General features: G+C 70.8%; 10 protein-coding genes. 4 read left to right on the top strand and 6 right to left on the bottom strand.

The window, feature by feature from the left end:
- Positions 1-84: 84 nt before the first annotated feature.
- On the bottom strand, positions 85-3,336 hold the full coding sequence (locus IEY96_RS17550) for a DUF2961 domain-containing protein (protein ID WP_229791651.1): 3,252 nt from the start codon (positions 3,334-3,336) through the stop codon (positions 85-87).
- A 258-nt stretch (positions 3,337-3,594) separates the two neighbouring features.
- Here IEY96_RS17550 and IEY96_RS17545 point away from each other — a divergent pair, with 258 nt between their 5' ends.
- The 3 genes from IEY96_RS17545 (at position 3,595) to IEY96_RS17535 (ending at position 9,541) form a co-directional block, all read left to right on the top strand.
- Positions 3,595-4,677, top strand: coding sequence for a GTP-binding protein (locus IEY96_RS17545; protein WP_229791650.1), 1,083 nt, complete (start codon positions 3,595-3,597; stop codon positions 4,675-4,677).
- A gap of 15 nt (positions 4,678-4,692) precedes the next feature.
- The gene (locus IEY96_RS17540) at positions 4,693-8,376 is read left to right on the top strand and encodes a GH116 family glycosyl hydrolase (RefSeq protein ID WP_189195878.1); all 3,684 of its coding nucleotides are present in this window, start codon (positions 4,693-4,695) and stop codon (positions 8,374-8,376) included.
- Positions 8,377-8,542: 166 nt separating this feature from the next.
- Entirely contained in the window at positions 8,543-9,541 is a 999-nt protein-coding gene (locus IEY96_RS17535) for a LacI family DNA-binding transcriptional regulator (RefSeq protein ID WP_189195877.1), read from the top strand.
- Between the two features lie 146 nt (positions 9,542-9,687).
- On the opposite strand, the gene IEY96_RS17530 is transcribed toward IEY96_RS17535, so the two are convergent.
- The 3 genes from IEY96_RS17530 to IEY96_RS32715 form a co-directional block, all read right to left on the bottom strand.
- Positions 9,688-11,322: a fucose isomerase gene (locus IEY96_RS17530; protein WP_189195876.1), complete on the bottom strand. Its 1,635-nt coding sequence runs from the start codon at positions 11,320-11,322 to the stop codon at positions 9,688-9,690.
- Positions 11,319-12,857, bottom strand: coding sequence for an FGGY-family carbohydrate kinase (locus IEY96_RS17525; RefSeq protein WP_189195875.1), 1,539 nt, complete (start codon positions 12,855-12,857; stop codon positions 11,319-11,321). The genes IEY96_RS17530 and IEY96_RS17525 overlap by 4 nt, the downstream gene beginning before the upstream one ends.
- 306 nt (positions 12,858-13,163) lie before the next feature.
- Positions 13,164-13,778, bottom strand: a complete 615-nt coding sequence (locus IEY96_RS32715; RefSeq protein ID WP_229791649.1) for a hypothetical protein — start codon at positions 13,776-13,778, stop codon at positions 13,164-13,166.
- 222 nt (positions 13,779-14,000) lie between these two features.
- Between IEY96_RS32715 and IEY96_RS32710 the strand changes: the two genes are divergently transcribed.
- Positions 14,001-14,378 carry an EamA family transporter gene (locus tag IEY96_RS32710; protein WP_229791648.1) on the top strand — a complete coding sequence of 126 codons (378 nt, stop codon included), beginning with the start codon at positions 14,001-14,003 and terminating at the stop codon, positions 14,376-14,378.
- A 249-nt stretch (positions 14,379-14,627) separates the two neighbouring features.
- On the opposite strand, the gene IEY96_RS17515 is transcribed toward IEY96_RS32710, so the two are convergent.
- Positions 14,628-14,840, bottom strand: a complete 213-nt coding sequence (locus IEY96_RS17515; protein WP_189195873.1) for a transposase — start codon at positions 14,838-14,840, stop codon at positions 14,628-14,630.
- 266 nt (positions 14,841-15,106) lie between these two features.
- Positions 15,107-18,112: a 3-keto-alpha-glucoside-1,2-lyase-like domain-containing protein gene (locus tag IEY96_RS17510; RefSeq protein WP_189195872.1), complete on the bottom strand. Its 3,006-nt coding sequence runs from the start codon at positions 18,110-18,112 to the stop codon at positions 15,107-15,109.
- Between the last annotated feature and the right edge of the window lie 173 nt (positions 18,113-18,285).

Below are 18,285 nucleotides of genomic sequence, written 5' to 3'. Positions count from 1 at the left end.
CGGCACCTCGTCAGTCGTCTGCGGGTCTGCTGCGGGTCGGGCCGGAGCCGCCGGGCCCGGTCCGGACCCGGCGGCTCCGATCGGTCACGAGACGAGCCGTGCCTCGACGTAGTCGAGCCCGGCCAGGTAGCCGACCGACGCGGCGGCCTTGCCGGTCACGGTGAGGGTGAGCGTGTGCCGGCCCGCCGTCAGCTCTCGCTGGCCGTAGTCGAGCGGGTCGCTCACGACCACCTCCGGCGAGTGGTACGCGTCGAAGGCCGGCCCGATCCGGGCACCGTCGATCGCCACCGTGTTGGTGCCGTAGTCCCGGGCCAGCGTCTGCACGAGGCGCAGGTCGTAGGTCCCGGTGGTGGGCACGGTGAAGTTGACGGTGACGCTCTGGTTCGGCCCGTTGGCGTGGAACCACAGCTGCGCGCTCTGCGACCAGTGGATGCCGCAGCAGTCGCCCTGCGGATCAGCCGGAGCGTCGGCGCTGACCGCGGGCAGGAGCGATTCGCCCTCGATCCGCAGTGTGTCGCCGGTGCTGGCCGAGGCGGTCGGCGAGTACGGCCCGGCGTTGCCGGCCGCGTCCACCGCGCGCACCCGGTAGTACCAGGTCTCGCGCAGCCCCAGACCGGTGTGCTCGAAGCTCGGGCGGGTCGTGGTGCCGACCCGGTTGCCCGGACCTGGCGTGAAGTCCGCCTGGCGGGAGGCGAACACCTCGTAGCGGGGGGCGTAGACGTCGTCCTGGGCCTGCTGCCATGCCAGCGTCACGGCGTTGGTCGTGCCGCTGGTGGCGGTGAGCCCGCTGACCGCGCCCGGCCGCGTGTCGTCGGTGAACGGGGTGACCAGGCTGAGCACCGCGTACCGGGCCGCGGACCAGGCCGGAGCGCCGGCGGTCGGCGTCAGGGTGACGGTCACCGCGTCCCTGCCCCCGGTGAGCGCGGCCGGGAGGCGGTACTCGTCCTCCAGCCACCGGTGCGACGCGTTGGCCAGCGGCTGCGACCAGGTGCCGGCGTCGCGCCCGTCGACCTGGACGGCCACGGACTGGTACCCGGCCGACTGGTCGCCGACCCGGCGCAGGACCGCGCCCGCGTTGTCCTCGTCGAGGGCCACCCGGAACCGGATCGGGCCGGTGGAGGCGCGGACGTCGTCGGTCACCGGTCGGGGTGCGCCGTCGTCGCCCTCGAAGGTCGCCGTGAGCACCGTCCGGTCACCGCCGGAGGCGTACTGGTGGGCCGCCTCGCTGGCGGTGTCGCCCACATCGACCGTGTCCGTCCAGCGCTGCCCGAGGGTGTCCTGGCCGTACCAGTACGCGGTGGAGCCGTACCGGGCCGGGTCCTGGTCGCCCGGGCCGTGCTCGATGCCGAACCGCAGTCCGGTCGAGAACGCCACCGACTCCGCGAGCGTGAGCCGGTACGCCCCGGTGCAGTCGTACTGGCAACCGTAGTCGGCGACCTCGTGGGCCGGGTTGCCGTTCATCGGCGCGGAGAACGTGCCGTGGTTGAAGTACCAGCCGCTCTCGTAGAAGTCCTCGGTGCCGGTGCCGTGGATGCTCGGGCTCTGCGCGCCGTCCACGTAGACGCGCTCGTCACCCTCCAGGTAGTTGCGCTGGTTGCCGGCGGGGATGTGCCCCTCCATGGTGTGGGTCTCCCCCACGAACTTCCCCCGTCCCGCGACGTCGAGGAAGAGGTGGTCCGCGCCCGGTGTGGTGTCGGCGCTGGTCGCGGTCGCCCGGAAGTAGCCGGTGTCGCCGGTCGGCCGCAGGGCCGCCGCCCAGCGGGCGGATCCCGCCGTGGTCACCGTGGCCACCGACGGCTTGATCGCGACGTCGGATCCGTTGCGCAGCTCGATTGACCAGCGCGACTGGTAGGGCATCGGCCACCAGGCCGACAGCGTGGTGTTCGCCGTGTCGACGCCGAACATCAGGGACCGGACGGGGTGCAGCCCGAGGCCGGTGCCGAAGAACTCGCCGAGCGGGGCATCCACCGTGGTCTTCCCGTCGAACGAGATGCGCAGCCGGGTGTCCCGCAGCACCGCGTCGGACGCGGCGACGGCGGCCTTGCGCTCGTCGTCGGCCGGGTAGGAGAAGGTGTTGCTGCCCTGCCAGGTCTGCGCGGTGATCCGGTAGCCGTGCGCTGCCTCGGCGTCGGTGTGCGCCGGGCCGAGGTCGACCGTGTCGGTGCGTTTCGCGGTGCCGGAGGCGAGGCTGTCGACCCAGTACGTGAACTCGTTGATGTCCAGGTCGGACGAGACGAACTCGTTGCGTATGGTCAGCTTCGTCTTGCCGGAGGTGGCGCTCGCGGGCAGCTCGACGGTCTGGTCGAGCCAGGTGCCGAACGGCACCGGGTCGTTGGCCGGCCACTCGGCGACCGGTGCTCCGTCGACCAGGATCCGCGCCCGCTGGTGCCCGATGTGCGGGTCGAGCCGGCGGGTGAGCCGGACGCCGGTGTTGCCGGGGTCGACGGCGACGGTGAACTCGCTGCCGCCACCGGCGCCGAAGGCGCGGCCGTCGTCGGCGATCGGCTCGGGCGCGCCGACGAGCTGCGGGATCTTCAAATGGAGCGCGGTTATCGCGCCGGGGCCCACGCCACTGGCGAGGGTCGTCCGACCGCCCGCGGGAACGGCGAAGGCGCGCGTGGCCGTCGCGGCGCCCGGCTGGGCGGGCTTGGGGTCGCGGGTGCCGGCGGCCTTGAGCTGCGCGATGACGTCCTCGGCCCGGTCGGTGGGGTCGAACGTGGAGACGCCGTCCGGGGTGGTGAACTTGCGGTAGGAGACGTGGTAGAAGATCGGGTTCTTCTCGGTGGTGACCCGCATCGAGCTGCGGTACGTCATGGGCGCCTTGATGTAGACGCCCCCGGAGCTCTGGGCCGCGTTGGCGACCACCGGATAGACGAAGGGAGCACCGAGCTTGCCGTCCACGACGTCCTGGAGCTTGGCGTCGAGCACGGTCTTGCCGTCGAGGACGACCTTGATGGTGCCCGTGGCGGAGACGTTGCCCTCGTCGCGGGTGAACCAGATGGAGTCGATCTCGCCGGCGCCGGTCGCCTCGGCGATGACGCAGCCCTCGGCGCTGGTGCGCAGGCACGAGTAGCGGCCGGAGAAGCCGTCGTCGTTGCCGCCGCTGCGGTCGAAGCTGGAGAACTGGTAGGCCCGGGATCCGTCGGTGAGTTCCGGGAGCCGGTCCAGCCGGCGGTAGACGTCCCAGCCGACGGGGCCGTTGGTGGTCGATCCGGTGGAGGCCGAGGCCGGTGCGGTGAGACCGACGACGACCGAGCCGGCGATGAGCGTTGCCGCGGCGGCGGCACCGAGCAGCCGCCGGGGCGAGGTACGTCGTACACGGGTGGTGGGTGTCATGAATCGCCTTTCCACATCGGTGGGTGGGGCGGATCGTGAGGTACGGCGACAAGGAATCGATTTCTCGCTGCAGTTGCGATCAGGTTAGGCAGCCGTCGCACGGTGGTCAATCCTTGAATGTTCACGACGAGGTCGGCGGCCCTTCGACGTTGACAGCTCCATCCGCCACTCCTATGGTCCTCGAACAGAACCGAGCAAACGATTTCTCGTTCACGAGAGCGCACCGCGCTCGCGCGGCGCGCTGGGGAGGGGGCAGCCGTGCCCCGACTCGTCGTCCTCACCGGATTCCTCGGCGCGGGCAAGACCACCACCATGCTGGCCGCCGGACGGCTGCTCACCGCACGCGGCGGCCGGGTCGCGGTCATCACCAACGACCAGGGCAGCGACCTGGTCGACACCCAACTGGCCCGGGACGCGGTGCCCGACGTCGGCGAGGTGACCGACGGCTGCTTCTGCTGTCGCTTCGAGGACCTCGCCGACCTGGTGACGGACCTGCTCGACACCGGGCGTGCGGACGCCATCCTGGCCGAGGCCGTCGGCAGCTGCACCGACCTGCAGGCGACCGTCATCCGCCCCCTGCGGGCCCGCTACGGCGACCGCCTCACGCTGGCGCCCCTCACCACGATCGTCGATCCGGCGCGCGTCGACGTGCTCGACGGCGACCTCGGCTACCTGTTCGACCGCCAGCTCGCCGAGGCGAACCTCATCGCGGTCAACAAGTCCGACGCCCTGCCCAGCGCCGAGTTCGGCGCGCTCCTCGATCAGATCCGGCGCGGCCACCCCGGCGCGGACGTCCTCGGCTACAGCGCGAGCCTGGGCGAGCACGTCGACGAGCTCGTCGCGCGGTGGACCGGCGAGCCACCGCGCGGCCGCGACGTGGACCTGGACGTCGACTACGACCGGTACGCCGCGGCGGAGGCGCGGCTGAGCTGGCTCAACCAGGTATGGCAGGTCTCGGCCGACGGCGGGTTCTCCGCGCGACGCTGGGCGCACGTCGCCCTCGAATCGCTCTCCGCCGCCTGCGCCCGGCGGGGAGACGTCATCGGTCATGCCAAAGTCGCCGTCCGGTCCCCCGCCGGGCTGATCCGCATGAGCGTCGTGGCCGCCGGTGATCCGCCGCGGCATGAGCCCACCGGGCCCGACGGACCGCCCGTGGCCCACGCCACCGTGCTGCTCAACGTCCGCGCCACCTGTCCACCGGAGGACCTCGAATCACTGGTACGGGCCGCCGCCTACGACGCCGACCTCGCGGCCGGCGCTGCCGCCCGACCCGGCCCGGCGGACGCGTTCGCGCCGTCGTACCCCCGCCCCGTGCACCGTCTCCCGGCCGCACCGGCCTGACCGTCAGGAGCACCCATGGCACACCAGTCGTACGACCAGTGCTGCGGCGGCAACGCCTGCAGCCCGAACCGCCGGCAGTTCCTCACCCTCTCTCTCGGGGTCACCGCCGGCACCGTGCTCGCCGGTTCCCGGGCCGAAGCCGCCGCCGCCCTCGGCGTACCCGAGGATCGGCTGATCGGCGTACCGGTCGACAAGGCGCTGCCACCCGACTGGTCCACGGCGCTGTACCGCCGGGGCGAGCCGACCAGCTACGAGGGCACCGACCTCCGCTGGCTCGGCATGCCGGTCGGCGGTGGCGCCACCGGCCAGCTGTACCTCGGCGGTGACGGGCGCCTGTGGAACTGGGACATCTTCAACCGACCGGCGGCCGGCACCACCGACCTCGGGTACGCGAGCCCTCGCCAGCCCGCCTCGCCCGTCCGGCACGGTTTCGCGCTGCGGACCCGGTCCGACGGGCGGGTCCAGACCCGCGCGCTCGACGCCAGCGGCTTCGATCAGGTGCGTTTCACCGGGCAGTACCCGATCGGCCAGGTCCGTTACCGCAGCGGGGACGCGCCGGTCGAGGTGACCCTGGAGGCGTTCTCTCCGTTCGTTCCGCTGTCGGTGGTGGACTCGACGCTGCCTGCCACGATCCTGGTCTACACGCTGCACAACACCTCGGACAGCGCGGTGGATGCCATGCTGCTCGGGTACGTGGAGAACCCGGCCTGCCTGGACACCCGGACCCAGCGCCGGATCACCCTGCGGTCGGCGTCGTTCGGCGACCGGTCGCTGCGCGGCGTCCGGTTCTCGGCCGCCGAGCAGGCGGAGGCCGGTGACCGTCCCGACATCGTCTTCGAGGACTGGGAACGGGACAGCTACGACGGCTGGACCGTCGAGGGCACCGCGTTCGGCGCCGGCCCCGTTCTGGTCTCCGACATACCGGGATACATGAAGGGCGGCGGGCCGCTCAACGCGACCGGACAGCGACTCGTCACCTCGCACGACTTCCGCGGGGCCAACGGCGACATCGGCCGGGCCGACGCGCCGACCGGCAAGCTCACCAGCGCCCCGTTCACGGTCCCGCGCAAGTCGATCCGGCTGTCCATCGGCGGCGGCAACCACCCCGGCCAGACCTGCGTCAACCTGCTCGTCGACGACGCGGTGGTCGCCACGGCGACCGGCCGCAACGCCGAGGCGATGCACAGCGTCTACCTGGACGTCTCCGCATACGAGGGGAAGTCCGCGGTCATCGAGATCGTCGACGCCCACACCGGGGCCTGGGGCCACGTCAACTGCGACCGCATCGTGTTCACCGACGTCGCACCCCGCCCGGAGATCGTGTTCGAGGACTGGGAGCGGGACACCTACGACGGCTGGACCGTCGAGGGAACCGCGTTCGGCGCCGGCCCGGTGCTGGCCTCCGAGGTGCCGGACTACATGAAGCGCTTCGGCGATCTCGGCGCATCGGGGCAGCGGTTCGTGACGTCGCACGACTTCCGCGGCTCCGGCGGTGACTCGGGACGGGCCGACGCCGCCACCGGCAAGCTGACCAGCCGGCCGTTCACCGTCGAGCGCCGCTACGTCAATGTGGCCGTGGGCGGTGGGAGCCACCGCAGCAGCACGTGCGTGAACCTCCTGGTGGACGGTGCCGTGGTGGCCAGCGTGGCCGGCCGCGACGCGGAGCCGGTCAGCGTGGCGACGATGAACGCGTCCGCGTACCAGGGCCGCACGGCGGTCATCGAGATCGTGGACGCGGACACCGGCGGATGGGGGCACGTCAACGTCGACCGCATCGTGTTCAGTGACGTGCCGACGGACACCCGGCCGCTGGACCAGGTGCCCGACAACGGCACGCTCGTCCTCGCCGCGCTCGACGGCCGGGCGGTGGCGCGTCCGTCGCTCGCCGGGTGGGACAGCCTCGACGAGGTGTTCGCGGCGGAGGCCGGCCCCACGGAGGTCGACGGCTCGCTGGCCGCGCAGGCCGGATCGGTGAGCGTCGCGGTCCGCCTCGCGCCCGGCCAGAGCCGCACCGTGCGATTCGTGCTCGGCTGGCACTTCCCCGTGCCGGACCGCGTGTCGCTCGGCTTCCTGCGCGGCTCGGACAGCCTGCGCCGGCACTACGCGACCCGGTTCGCCGACGCCCGCGCCGTGGTGGAACACGTCGCCCACGACCTCGACCGGCTGGAGGCCGACACCCGCACCTGGGTGAAAACCTGGTACGCCGACGCCACCCTGCCGCATTGGTTCCTGGAGCGCACCCTGGCTCCCGCGTCGACGCTCGCCACCAACACCTGTTACCTGTTCGACGACGGACGGTTCTACGGCTGGGAGGGTGTGTACTGCTGCGCCGGCACCTGTGAGCACGTATGGAACTACGCCCAGTCGATCGCCCGGCTCTTCCCGCAGCTGGAACGCGACACCCGCAGCAGGGTGGACCTCGGCATCGGATTCCACCCGGACACCGGCCAGATCGGCAACCGCGCCGAGGCCGACATGGGCTGGGCCACCGACGGGCAGTGCGGCACGATCCTGCGCTGCTACCGGGAACACCTGACCGCACCCGACGACACCTACCTGCGGGTGAACTGGTCCCGGCTCCGGCGCGCGCTGGAATGGATCATGGAACACGACGCGGGCCCGGACGGCACGCTCGACGGCGCGCAGCCGAACACGCTCGACACCACCTGGTACGGCCAGATCGCCTGGATCACCGGAATGTACGTGGCGGCGCTGCGAGCGGGCGCGGCGATGGCCGCCGAGGTGGGCCAGCCCCAGTTCGCCGACCGGTGTCGGGCCCTCGCCGATTCCGGCAGCCGCCACCTGTCCACGGAACTCTTCAACGGCGAGTACTTCATCCAGCAGGTCGACCCGGCCCACGCCGATGTGATCAACAGTAATCGGGGGTGCCACATCGACCAGCTCTTCGGGCAGAGCCTCGCCGGTCAGCTCGGGCTCCCCCGTGTCGTGCCGGCGGAGCAGGCCGTCAGCGCCCTGGGGAGCCTCTACCGGTACAACTTCACGCCCGACCACGCCGCCTACCGGGAGGGCAGCGTCATCCCCGGCGGCCGCTGGTTCGCGATGGACCACGAGTACGGCATGCTGATGACCAGCTGGCCGCACGGTGGCGCCGACACCGCAGCTGGGAAACCGGCGAGCTGGGCCGCCATGTACTTCAACGAGGTGTGGACGGGCCAGGAGTACCAGGTCGCGGCGCACATGCTCCAGGAGGGCCTGGTCGAGGAGGCGCTCACCCTCACCCGGGCGGTGCACGACCGGTACGCCGCAGGCAAGCGCAACCCGTACAACGAGATCGAGTGCGGCGACCACTACGCCCGGGCCATGGCCAGCCACGGTGTCTACCTCGCGGCCTGCGGATTCGAGTACCACGGCCCCCGCGGCCACATCGGGTTCGCGCCCCGGATCAGCCCCGACAGATTCGCCGCCGCGTTCACCGCGGCGGAGGGGTGGGGCCTCTTCCGGCAGGAGCGCCACGGACGGCACGTCACCGGTACGCTCGAGGTCCGGCACGGCCGCCTCCGGGTGTCCAGCGTCGCCCTGGCGGTGACGCGGTCCCCGGCACGGGTGACGGTACGTCTGCGCAATCGCACACTGCCGGTGCGTGACTGGTCGTGCCGGGACGGGCGCCTGCTCGTTACCTTGGACGCCGCGGTCGTGGTCGGTCGGGGGGACGCCCTCCAGGTGATGCTCGACGGCTGAACGTGTCGGCGCTCGTCACGGCTCGTGTCGAGCGCCGGCCGGGAGGTCCGTGACTATTCCGTCACTCTCAGCCCGTAAGATGCGCAGTCCCCGCACCGGCGAGGGTACGGAATGCGGGCACTCGTTGTCGGGCTTGTCATCGTAGGAATCCACCGGATGGAGGCGAATGGCGACGATCTACGACGTGGCACGGCAGGCTCAGGTCTCGCCCGCGACGGTTTCGCGGGTGCTGAACGGCCGCACCACCGTCGATCCGGTCATGGCCGCGCGCGTGCACCAGGCGATGCAGGACCTCGACTACCGTCCCAACGCGGTCGCCCGCAACCTGCGCCTGAGCCAGACCAGCCTCTGGGCGGTCATCATCTCCGACATCGGCAACCCCTTCTTCACCTCGATGGTGCGTGGGGTCGAGGACGTCGCGCAGAGCGCCGGCTACTCCGTGGTCCTGTGCAACACCGACGAGGACCCGGAGAAGGAGTCCCGGTACATCGCGGCGGTCCTCGCCGAACGGATGGCCGGCGTCATCATCTCCACGTCTGGCCGCTCGGCGGTGATCAACCGGCTCCTCGAGGCCCGCATCCCGGTCGTGGCGATCGACCGTCAGCTGCGCGGCGTCACCATCGACACGGTGCTCGTCGACAACGAGCACGGGGCGGGGCTGGCGACCACGCACCTGCTCGACAACGGCTACCAGCGAGTCGCCTGTATCACCGGCCCCCGGCGGATCTCCACGGCCGCCCAGCGGCTCCGGGGCTACCAGCGCGCGCTGCGGGCGCGCGGGCGGGAGGCGACCGACGCCCTGGTGCGGTACGCGGACTTCCGCGAGGAGGGCGGCTACCGGGCCATGGCCTCGCTGCTCGACAGCGACAACCCGCCCGACAGCGTCTTCGCCACGAACAACCTGATGACCGTGGGCGCCGTCGAATGCCTCGTCGACCGCGGCATCCGGGTGCCGGACGAGGTCGGGGTCGTCGGATTCGACGACATTCCGTGGGCACACCTGGTCCGGCCGTCGCTGAGCACCGTCTCCCAGCCGACGTACGACCTCGGACGCGCCGCCGCCGGGCTGCTCACCGAGCGGATCGCCAACCCGTCGCGGCTGCCGTCGACCGTCATGCTCAGCACCGGGCTCCAAGTGCGCGACAGCTCGACCCGCCCGAGCTGACCGTTCGCCGGCACGAAGGCCCGGGGAGGCTGCCTCAGGCTCCCCGGCCCCCTCGTCACCACCCTCGGCGCCTCGGCTGGAGGATGGCCGCGCTCCGCCCCGGAGACCCGGCCGGCCCACGAGCGGCCGGGTCTCCGGGCGAGTACTCAGAGGTCGACGTCGCCGCAGAGGTGCACCTGGACGCCGAGTTCGGCGAACAGCGCGGCCTTCACCCGCAATGCCCGGTCGGCGGCCTCCGCGTCCGGCGCGTAGGCGACGTTCACATGGTTGGCCTTGTGGCGAGCCATCAACTGGTCGCGGCCGACCCCGTGCAGCACGGCATGCATGATCGGCCACTGCGGGTTCGTGGCCTCCAGCCGGCGCCGGGTCTCCTCCTCGGGAAGCTCGACGACCGTCGCGCGCCCGAGGTCGACGTGCAGCCCGCCGTCCATGATGAACACCCGGGACCAGACGATCTCGCCCGGCTTGGAGACCCCACTCAGCGTGCCGCCGCCGAGCGGGAAGAACATCGGCGGCTGCCGCATGCTGTACGACTTGTCGTACCCGCCGTTGTGGGACGCCGGCACCGAGCCGGAGATCTCGAACGCCCAGACGAAGTCGTCGCCGTAGGTCTCCCCCCACCGGATGTCATGCAGAGTGGTGGCCGGGTCGAGGCCCATGGCGGTCCAGATGCGGTTGGTGACCAACGAGTCGACGGCCACCCCCTCGTCGACCTCGTTGAAGTGCGGCAGCGGCGCGCCCGCGTAGAGTTCGCGGCTGCCGTCGCGGCTGCGCACCGGTGGCCGCTGGACGTTGTTGAGCAGCCCCTCGGCCAGGTCGCTGGCCGGGACGGTGTCCTTCAACCCCTGCTGGTACTGGATGCCGACCGCGTCCAGGCCGAAGTCGTCCGCGATGCGCAGGGCGGCGATGTACATCTTGAACTGGCTGGTCAGCTGGGCGTCGGTGAGTTCGGTGGCCTCGTCGGTGCCGGTGTGGAAGGTCATCCCGGCCTCGTCCAGCCAGCGGCGGACCGCGTGGGCCTCCTCGTCGGGGACCCGTGCCATCTCGGCGACCAGCGCGCTCTGCGACAACCGTTCCTTGTAGATGCCCAGCGGGTTGATCAGCTCGTCGTCGAAGATCGCGTTGTACATCCCCATGCAACCCTCGTCGAAGACGCCGATGATGGCCTTCTCCCGGGCCAGTTGCGTGGCCAGGGCGCGACCGAGCGCGACCTCCGCGCCGTCGGGCAGGGCGGGCAGATCGCGGACGTGACTGGTGTCGTGGCGCAGCTCGCCGGTTTCCAGCCAGGTGCGCAGCCCGTCGACCGCCCAGTCGTCGGTGAAGTCCCGGCTCCACAGCGCGGAGTGCCGCACGTCCGCCTTGGTGAGGCTCGCGGTGAGATTGAGCAGGCCGACCAGGCCCGGGAACTCGCCGCTCCAGTTGGCGACGATCAGGATCGGTCCCCGGTGGCTGCGCAGCCCGGCCAGGACGTGGTGGCTGTACTGCCAGACCGCCTCGACCACGATGAGCGGCGCGTCGGCCGGGATGCGCTTGAAGACCTCGATCCCGGCCCGCTGGCTGTCGATGAAACCGTGGCCCTTGTCCGGGTCGAAGGCGTGGCCACGCTCGACCTTCCAGCCGAGCGCGTTGACCGCGGCCGCGAGGTCGGCCTCCAGCTGCTGCTGGGTGGGCCAGCACGTGACGTTCGCGCTGGGCCGGAGATCGCCACTGGCCACCGTGTAGACGGTGCCGGGCGCCGCGGCGGGCGGCTCGGCCAGCACGGGCAGCGGGTAACTGGTCATGGGGCGACTCCTTCGGTGCGTGGGGTGTCGCTGGCAGCCGGCGGGCCGGCGGCCAAAAGACGGTCCTGACGTGCAGCGAGCGCGTGCGCGACCCGCTTGGAACTCGTGTACATCTCGCGGTACAGCCCGTAGAGCTCGTCGTAGTCGGCGGCCAGTTCGGCCCGGGGCTGCCGGATCTCCTTGACGGGGTTCCACGCCTCGATCGAGACGGGCCACCCGGCCCGCGCGGCGAGGAACGCCGCTCCGTAGCTCGCACCGATGGTCTGCGACGGGATGACCTGGGCACGCCCGGTGACGTCCGAGACGATCTGGGTCCACAGCCCGCCCTGGGTGCCGCCGCCGACCGCCACGACCCGCCGGATGTCACCACCGCTCGCCTCGATCGTCTCGATGTTGTGCCGCACGCCGAGAGCGGTCGCCTCGAGCGCGGCGCGGTACAGGTCACCGCGGGTGTGCGACACGGTGAGGCCGGCGACGATCCCACGGGCGTGCGGATCCAGGATGGGAGTGCGCTCGCCCGCGAAGTACGGGAGCACGAGTAGCCCCTTCGCGCCCGGACCGGAGGCCTCGGCCAGCCGGAGCAGCTCGGGATAGTCCGGTGAGCCGAACAGCTCGCGCAGCCACGCCGTGATCGCGCCCGAGGTGGCCAGACCGCCGGCGAGGTTCCGCGTCCCGGGCAGGGCGCCGACAGTGCCCCACAGCGACGGGTTCGTGAGGCGGGCGGTCACCGTGTGGACGAGGAACATCGTGGTGCCGTACATCAGCATCAGGTCGCCGACGCCGTGGGCGCCCACGCTGATCGCCTCCGACCAGGCGTCGATGGTGCCCGTGACGACCGGTACGCCCGCCGGCAGGCCGGCCTCTGCCGCCGCGCGCGAGGTCACCGTCCCGGCCACCTCGTCGGGCCAGCGCAGCGGCGGCAGGACCAGATCGGGTGCGATCTCCGTGGTCCACGGCGCGTACCAGTCCTGGCCCTCGGTGTCGTAGAGGGGTGTGCACTGACTCGCGGAGTGCTGATCGAGCACGTAGTGGTCGGTGAGCTTCCACGCGAGCCACGAACTGGGCATGAAGAGCCGCCGGGCCCGGGCGAAGAGCTCCGGTTCGTTATCGGCCACCCAGGCCACCTTGGCGCCCGCCGCCTGGCTGGACAGTGCCGAGCCGCACCGCCGGAGGATCTCCGCTGCGCCGAACCGCTCGGTGAGGCGCGCGATCTGCTGGGTCGAGCGGGTGTCGACGCCGTAGAGGATGGCCGGGCGCAGCGGGGCGTTCGCGGCGTCCGTGAGCAGTACACATGGACCCATTCCGCTCACCCCGACGGCGACGACGTCGGCATCGCCGGGTGCGAGGAGCTCACGGCTGAGCGCGACGAACTCCTGCCACCAGACGTCCGCGTCCATCTCCACCCAGCCCGGTCGGGGGCGGCTCACCTCGTGCGCGCGGGTCGCCGAGCGGAGGACCCGGCCGTCGGCGTCGACGAGGACACCCTTGCTGCTCGATGTGCCGATGTCGACGCCGAGGACGGCCGCAACCTTCATGGCGCCACTGTTCCAGCAATCGATTTCCGAAGCAAGACCGATCCGCCGGCGTCTTTCCCTACCGGGTCCGAGCACGCGCGCTGGCATGCTGTTGTATTGCCTGATGAGTGCGGGTGTCGGCACGGCCCGAGGGAGCCGGCACCGACGAGAAATCGTTAACTCACTTCGGCTCCGGACATGGTGGACTCGCCGATCCCTCGCGAAGCCGGCCCGGAATCTGATGTGCGCGCACCCCTACGCCGACGGCCGCCGTACGGCCAGACCTGCTCGCCGTCGACGGGCTCGGTGACATGCCGCGATGGCGCGTCACCATGAGCTGGCAGGTCGCCTGGGACGAGTGCTTCCGCCCGGAGACAGATGGAGGAGAACAGCGTGGACACCACAGTCTACTGCGGAATCTGCGGCGGGAAGATGCAAGGCCTTCACCGGCAAGAAGGAGAAGATCCGGCCGGGTGTGCTGGCCGACAGCCCGGCCCTTGACGCTCGGCGATCATCTGCGGCGTGCCGTCGTTGTCGTTCCGGACGCCGGGGGGTGACTGACCCGCCGTACCACGAGTCGGTGACGACCTGACCGGGGGCCAAGGTCCGGAAGTGGTCGTTCATGACCTCGCCGAAGGGGAAGCTCGAGATGATGCACTTGTACCACTGCGTCCCGTCGGCGGTCAGGTACTCCGTGCGGGTGTTCGGCACCGCGAAAGCGTCGATGCCGCCGACGCAGAACGCGACCGTGGTCGGGCGCTGGGCCGCAGTCATGTCACCGAAGTCGGTCGTGGCACCCATGCTGGAGTACGTCGCCTGGATCCGACCGAGGGAGGCGTCGGCCACGTTGTGCTTCTGTGCCGCGACGAGCTGGCCGTCGGAGAAGAAGCCGAGCGTGTAGGCATACGGGCTCTTGGCCTGCGCCGACCACGTGAGCGTCAACGGACCGGCTGCGAGCTCGGACCCTCCTCACGATCGGCGCCTCACCTGTCTTGGTCCTGGTCACCGAGTGGATCGGCGGGTGAGCGCGCGGATGCTCGGCACGGTGGCGCTGGCCATCGGCGGTCTGGCCCTGCTCGTCGGCACGCCCTCCGGCGGCCTCGCCGCCGCAAGCGTGCTTGCGGAGCCGGACTCGCGCTGACGTCGGCAGCCAGCTTCGCCACTATGACCTTCATAGGCACCCGGCCCGTCGCCGGTCTGCACGACCTCACCGCCACCGGCGTGAGCTTCACGATCGGCGCGGCCGTGCTCGCCCCTGCGGCCACAGTGACATCCGGCATGGACTTCGTCCCGACCCCAGCGTCCGTCGGGTTGCTGCTCCTACTGGGCGCCGTACCCACCGCGCTGGCGTACGCCCTCTACTTCCGGGGCCCGCGTACCACCGCGGCCAGTACGGCAGCGCTGATCGCACTACTGGAACCGCTCGTCGCCACGCTCCTGGCAACGCTGTTCCTCGGCGATCGCCTCGGCTCGACCGGGCTCATCGGTGCCGGGCTGATCACCACCGCCATCGTGCTCAACACCCGCAGCACCCACCACTGACAAACCGGGGCCCGGCCAGGACCGCCAGGGCCTGCCCGGGCCCCGATCTCGCGACATCCGCGCGTCGATCAGGAAGGCGGCCCTCCGGCGCAGGCCGGCCACGTGAACGCACGCTCCACCCGGGCCACGTGCACGGCGATTGCCTCCTGCCGGTGCTGCCGGCCATGCGCGGGTGGTCGCGTGGACAGCATCCTCGCGCCCCGCGGCGGTGGACCGCTCGTCGAGCTAGCCGGTAGGCCGGTCGTGACGTTAACCCGCGTCGGCCTCGGCTTGACGGATCCAGTTCCGCAACGCCTCGTGATGCACGCCCAACTGCTCGGCCAGGCGCCGGATGACCGGCTTCGGATCCGACTCGCGATACAAGCGCACAGCGCGCTGGCGAAGCTCATCGGGGTACTTCTTCGGTGCTGCCACGGACGACTTCCGCCCCGCGGCCATCAGGCCATGATCAAGAAGCTCCATGAAAGCGGGGTGGCTCAATCCCGTGGCCCGATCGTGCCGGTTCGGCGTCCGACCGGAACACCACCATGTGCGGGCGTCGCTTCTTTATCCGCACCGGCCGGTCGTCGGCGTGAAGTCTCCAGATGTCACCGGGACGCCCTGCATCAACCGTTGTTGCCACGACCACCTCCGTTGGGCCAGGGCACAAGCTGTCGGGCCATCCAGACCGCGGGCGGCCGGGCCGGCGAACCGGTACCCGACCGCCCGCGTTCTGATCGCTGGCGAACCTACAGGTCCAGGGGCTCGATCCAGGTGTTGCGGTACTGGACCGGGTTGCCGTGATCCTGCAGCCGGATGGCACCCGTGGCCGGGCCTTCGGGCCGGCTGCTGCCGGTCGGGCCGAGGATCTCGACGTCGTCCTGCACCTTCACGCCGTTCCAGACCACCGTGACGCGCGGGTTCTCGACCTTCTTGCCGGCCGCGTCGTAGCGGGCCTGCCGGTAGACGATGTCGTACGTCTGCCAGGTCTCGGGCGGCAGCGCCGCGTTCACGTCGGGGGCCTTCTGGTTGTAAATGGCCGCGGCGTCGTTCTTCTGGGGCGGGTCGATGCCGAACGAGTCCAGTATCTGGATCTCGTAGCGGTCCTGCAGGAACACGCCGCTGTTGGCGCGCGCCTGGCCGGTCACGTCCGGCGGGTACAGCGGCAGGTTGAACTCGAGGTGCAGGCGGAAGTCCCCGAATGCCTGCAACGTGCGCAGGTCCCCGTTGCGCACCGTCATGGTGCCGTCGGCGACGGCCCACGTCGGTTCGCGTCCGTCGGTGTGTTGCCATTCGGTGAGCTCGCGTCCGTTGAACAGCGTGATGCGCTCGCCGTGCGGCCGCACCGCGAGCACGTCGAGATTCACGTGTCCGGAGTCCGCGGCCTCCTTGCGGTACTCGACCACGTTGCGCCCCTTGTTCAGCGGCACGGTGGTGGTGACCGTCCCCCATTCCTCCCAGGTCACGGTCGAGGGGAAGACCGTCTGCTCGACGCGTTCGCCGTTGACGTACAAGCTCAGCTGTTTCTGCCCGGAGTAGGGGTTCGGGCCGTTGCTGTAGCGCATCGCCAGGTCGTAGCTGCCGCTCTCGCCGACGTCGACGGAGATCCGGGTCGACGAGCCGTTCTCGGTGAACCCGGCGGCGAAGCCCGCGCCGGAGTAGGCGGCGTGGTCGGTGGCCATACCGACCGCGACCGTTCGGCCCTCTTCGGCCTCGAAGAATGTCTGCGGTTGCACCACGCGGCCCGGTATCTCGTTGAGCGTGTACCAGGCCTCAGTGTTCCACAGCTCCTCGCCGCCGGCGGAGGAGAACGGACGCGGGGAGCGCACGTGCACCACGCGGTTCTCCTTCAGGCCCGGGATTTGCAGCTTGACCGTGCGGCCGTCGGCCGACAGCTCGGCCTTGGCCACCTTGAGCGTCTCCAGCTCGAGCTTCGGGCCGCCGTACTGGCTCGTGGCGCCGTAGCGCCACTGCTCCACCTGGTACGCGTCGGCGAGCTGCTGCGCGGTCTCGGCGGACAGCGGCTCGGTGTACTCCAGCTCGAATCCGACATGCGACGCGCGCATCTGTTTGACCTCGAAGACCGAGGTGCCGTTGGGCGTCAGCTTCTGCAGGCCGTAGGTGAGCTTGCCCTCCTGGCCCCAGTTGCCGCCGGCGCCCAGGCCGCCGACGTAGAGCGCGCCGTCGGGGCCGAGGGCCACCTCGTTGATGCCGGACTCCAGGCCCTGCGTGTGCCGGAACACGGCGCCCTGGTACTGACCCTCGATCTCTTCCAGGAAGACCCGCTGCAGGCCGCCGTAGGTCACGTCACCGACGACCAGCTGCCCCGCGTACGGCCCCTGCTTCAGCAGCACCGGCGTGGACGGCGAGTTGGCGATCTCGTTCTGTGGCAGCCAGACGATGGGACGGGTCACCGCCTTGTCGTCGTACGGGCCCGCGGGGGTGGTGTAGTGGTTGTAGAACGCCCCTTGCTTGATCTGGACCAGCTTGTTCGCGGGCAGCCAGCCCCCCTGGTTGTCGGTGACGAGGACCTCGCCGCGCGGTCCCCAGCCGATGCCGTTGGGGGTGCGCAGGCCGCCGGCGACGTACGTGATCTCGCCGGTCGCGGCGTTCACCTTGATCGACGTTCCGCGGTTGCGCGCCGGCTGGGGCACGGTGGTGGCGCCACCGAGGTTGATGGCGACTGACAGGTTGAGATAGAAGTACCCGTCCCGGTAGAGCAGGCCGAACGCGAACTCGTGGAAGTTGCCGCCCCACGGCCAGGTTGCCACCGTCCGGTAGTCATCGGCGACGCCGTCGCCGTCGGTGTCGCGCAGGGCGGTCAGCTCGTGCTTCTGGCTGACGTAGACGGTGCCGTCGACCACCGCCACTCCCTGCGGTTCGCGCAGCCCTTGCGCGAACTTGCGGTAGGTGACCTGTTCGGGGCCGGTCTTGCCGGTGACGCCCTCGACCAGGTAGACCTCGCCGGTCGCGTTGTCGGTGCCGCCCCAGGTCGAGATCACCAGGTCGCCGTCGGGCAGGAAGGCCATGCCGGTGACCTGCGGCTTGAAGCCTTCGGGGCGGAGGTCGGTGAGCGTGTAGCCGGGGTGCACCCGATCCAGGGGAAGGCCGTCCCCCGCCGAGTCGGTCGCACCCTCGCAGTACTTCCATCCCGGGGCGGTGACGCGTACGACGTCGGCCTCGGTGCTCAACGCGGAGGTCGGCACGAGTTCGAATCCGCTCGCGCCCGGGGGACGCCACTCCAGCCGCAGCACCTGGCCGCCGCCGTTCTCGAAGAACTCGACGAGCAACGGGTGCAGGCCGGCGGTCAGGGTGAGCGACCCTTCCTTGGAGGTTTCGCCGTGCAGGCCGTCGTGGTCGACGACGAGCTTGTCGTCGATCGTCAGCCGCGACCCGTCGTCGCTGGTGAGGCGGAACGTGTACTCCCCGTCGGTGGGCACGGTGAGGTTGGCGATGGCGTGGCTGATGAACCGGTCGGCCAGGCCGAACTCGTCGGTGCTGGTCCAGTTGATCTGCGGCATCAGCTTGTCGACGTTCGGAGTCTGTGCGGGTTTGAGGGTGCACAGCGCCGACAGTGGTACGCCCATGTCGTATGAGCGCAGGGTGACGCCGGGTTCCTGGGGCGGGACGTCGGCGTTGACGGGCGCCGCCGCGGACGGGGTGACGGGGACGGCAGCGAGCAGGGTCGCCAAAGCGGCACCTGCGGCCGCGAGCGCGGCTCTCCGGCGTCGGCGCCGGCCGTTCGGTGCGGTCATGGTTCCTCCTGGTGCGAGTGGTGGGGGCCCGGCCGGGAGGATCGGTGGGGCTCGCCTCCCTGGGACCGGCGTCTTCGACCTCGCAGCACAAAAGATCGATGAGCCACACGCTAATCTTTAGATCGATACGATTCAACTTTTGAATTTTCGAATGAAAGCAGGGCCCCTCCGGG

The sequence above is a fragment of the Micromonospora fulviviridis genome, assembly GCF_014648395.1.
GTDB classification, from domain to species: domain Bacteria; phylum Actinomycetota; class Actinomycetes; order Mycobacteriales; family Micromonosporaceae; genus Micromonospora; species Micromonospora fulviviridis.
This window is presented reverse-complemented; position numbering and strand designations above follow the sequence as displayed.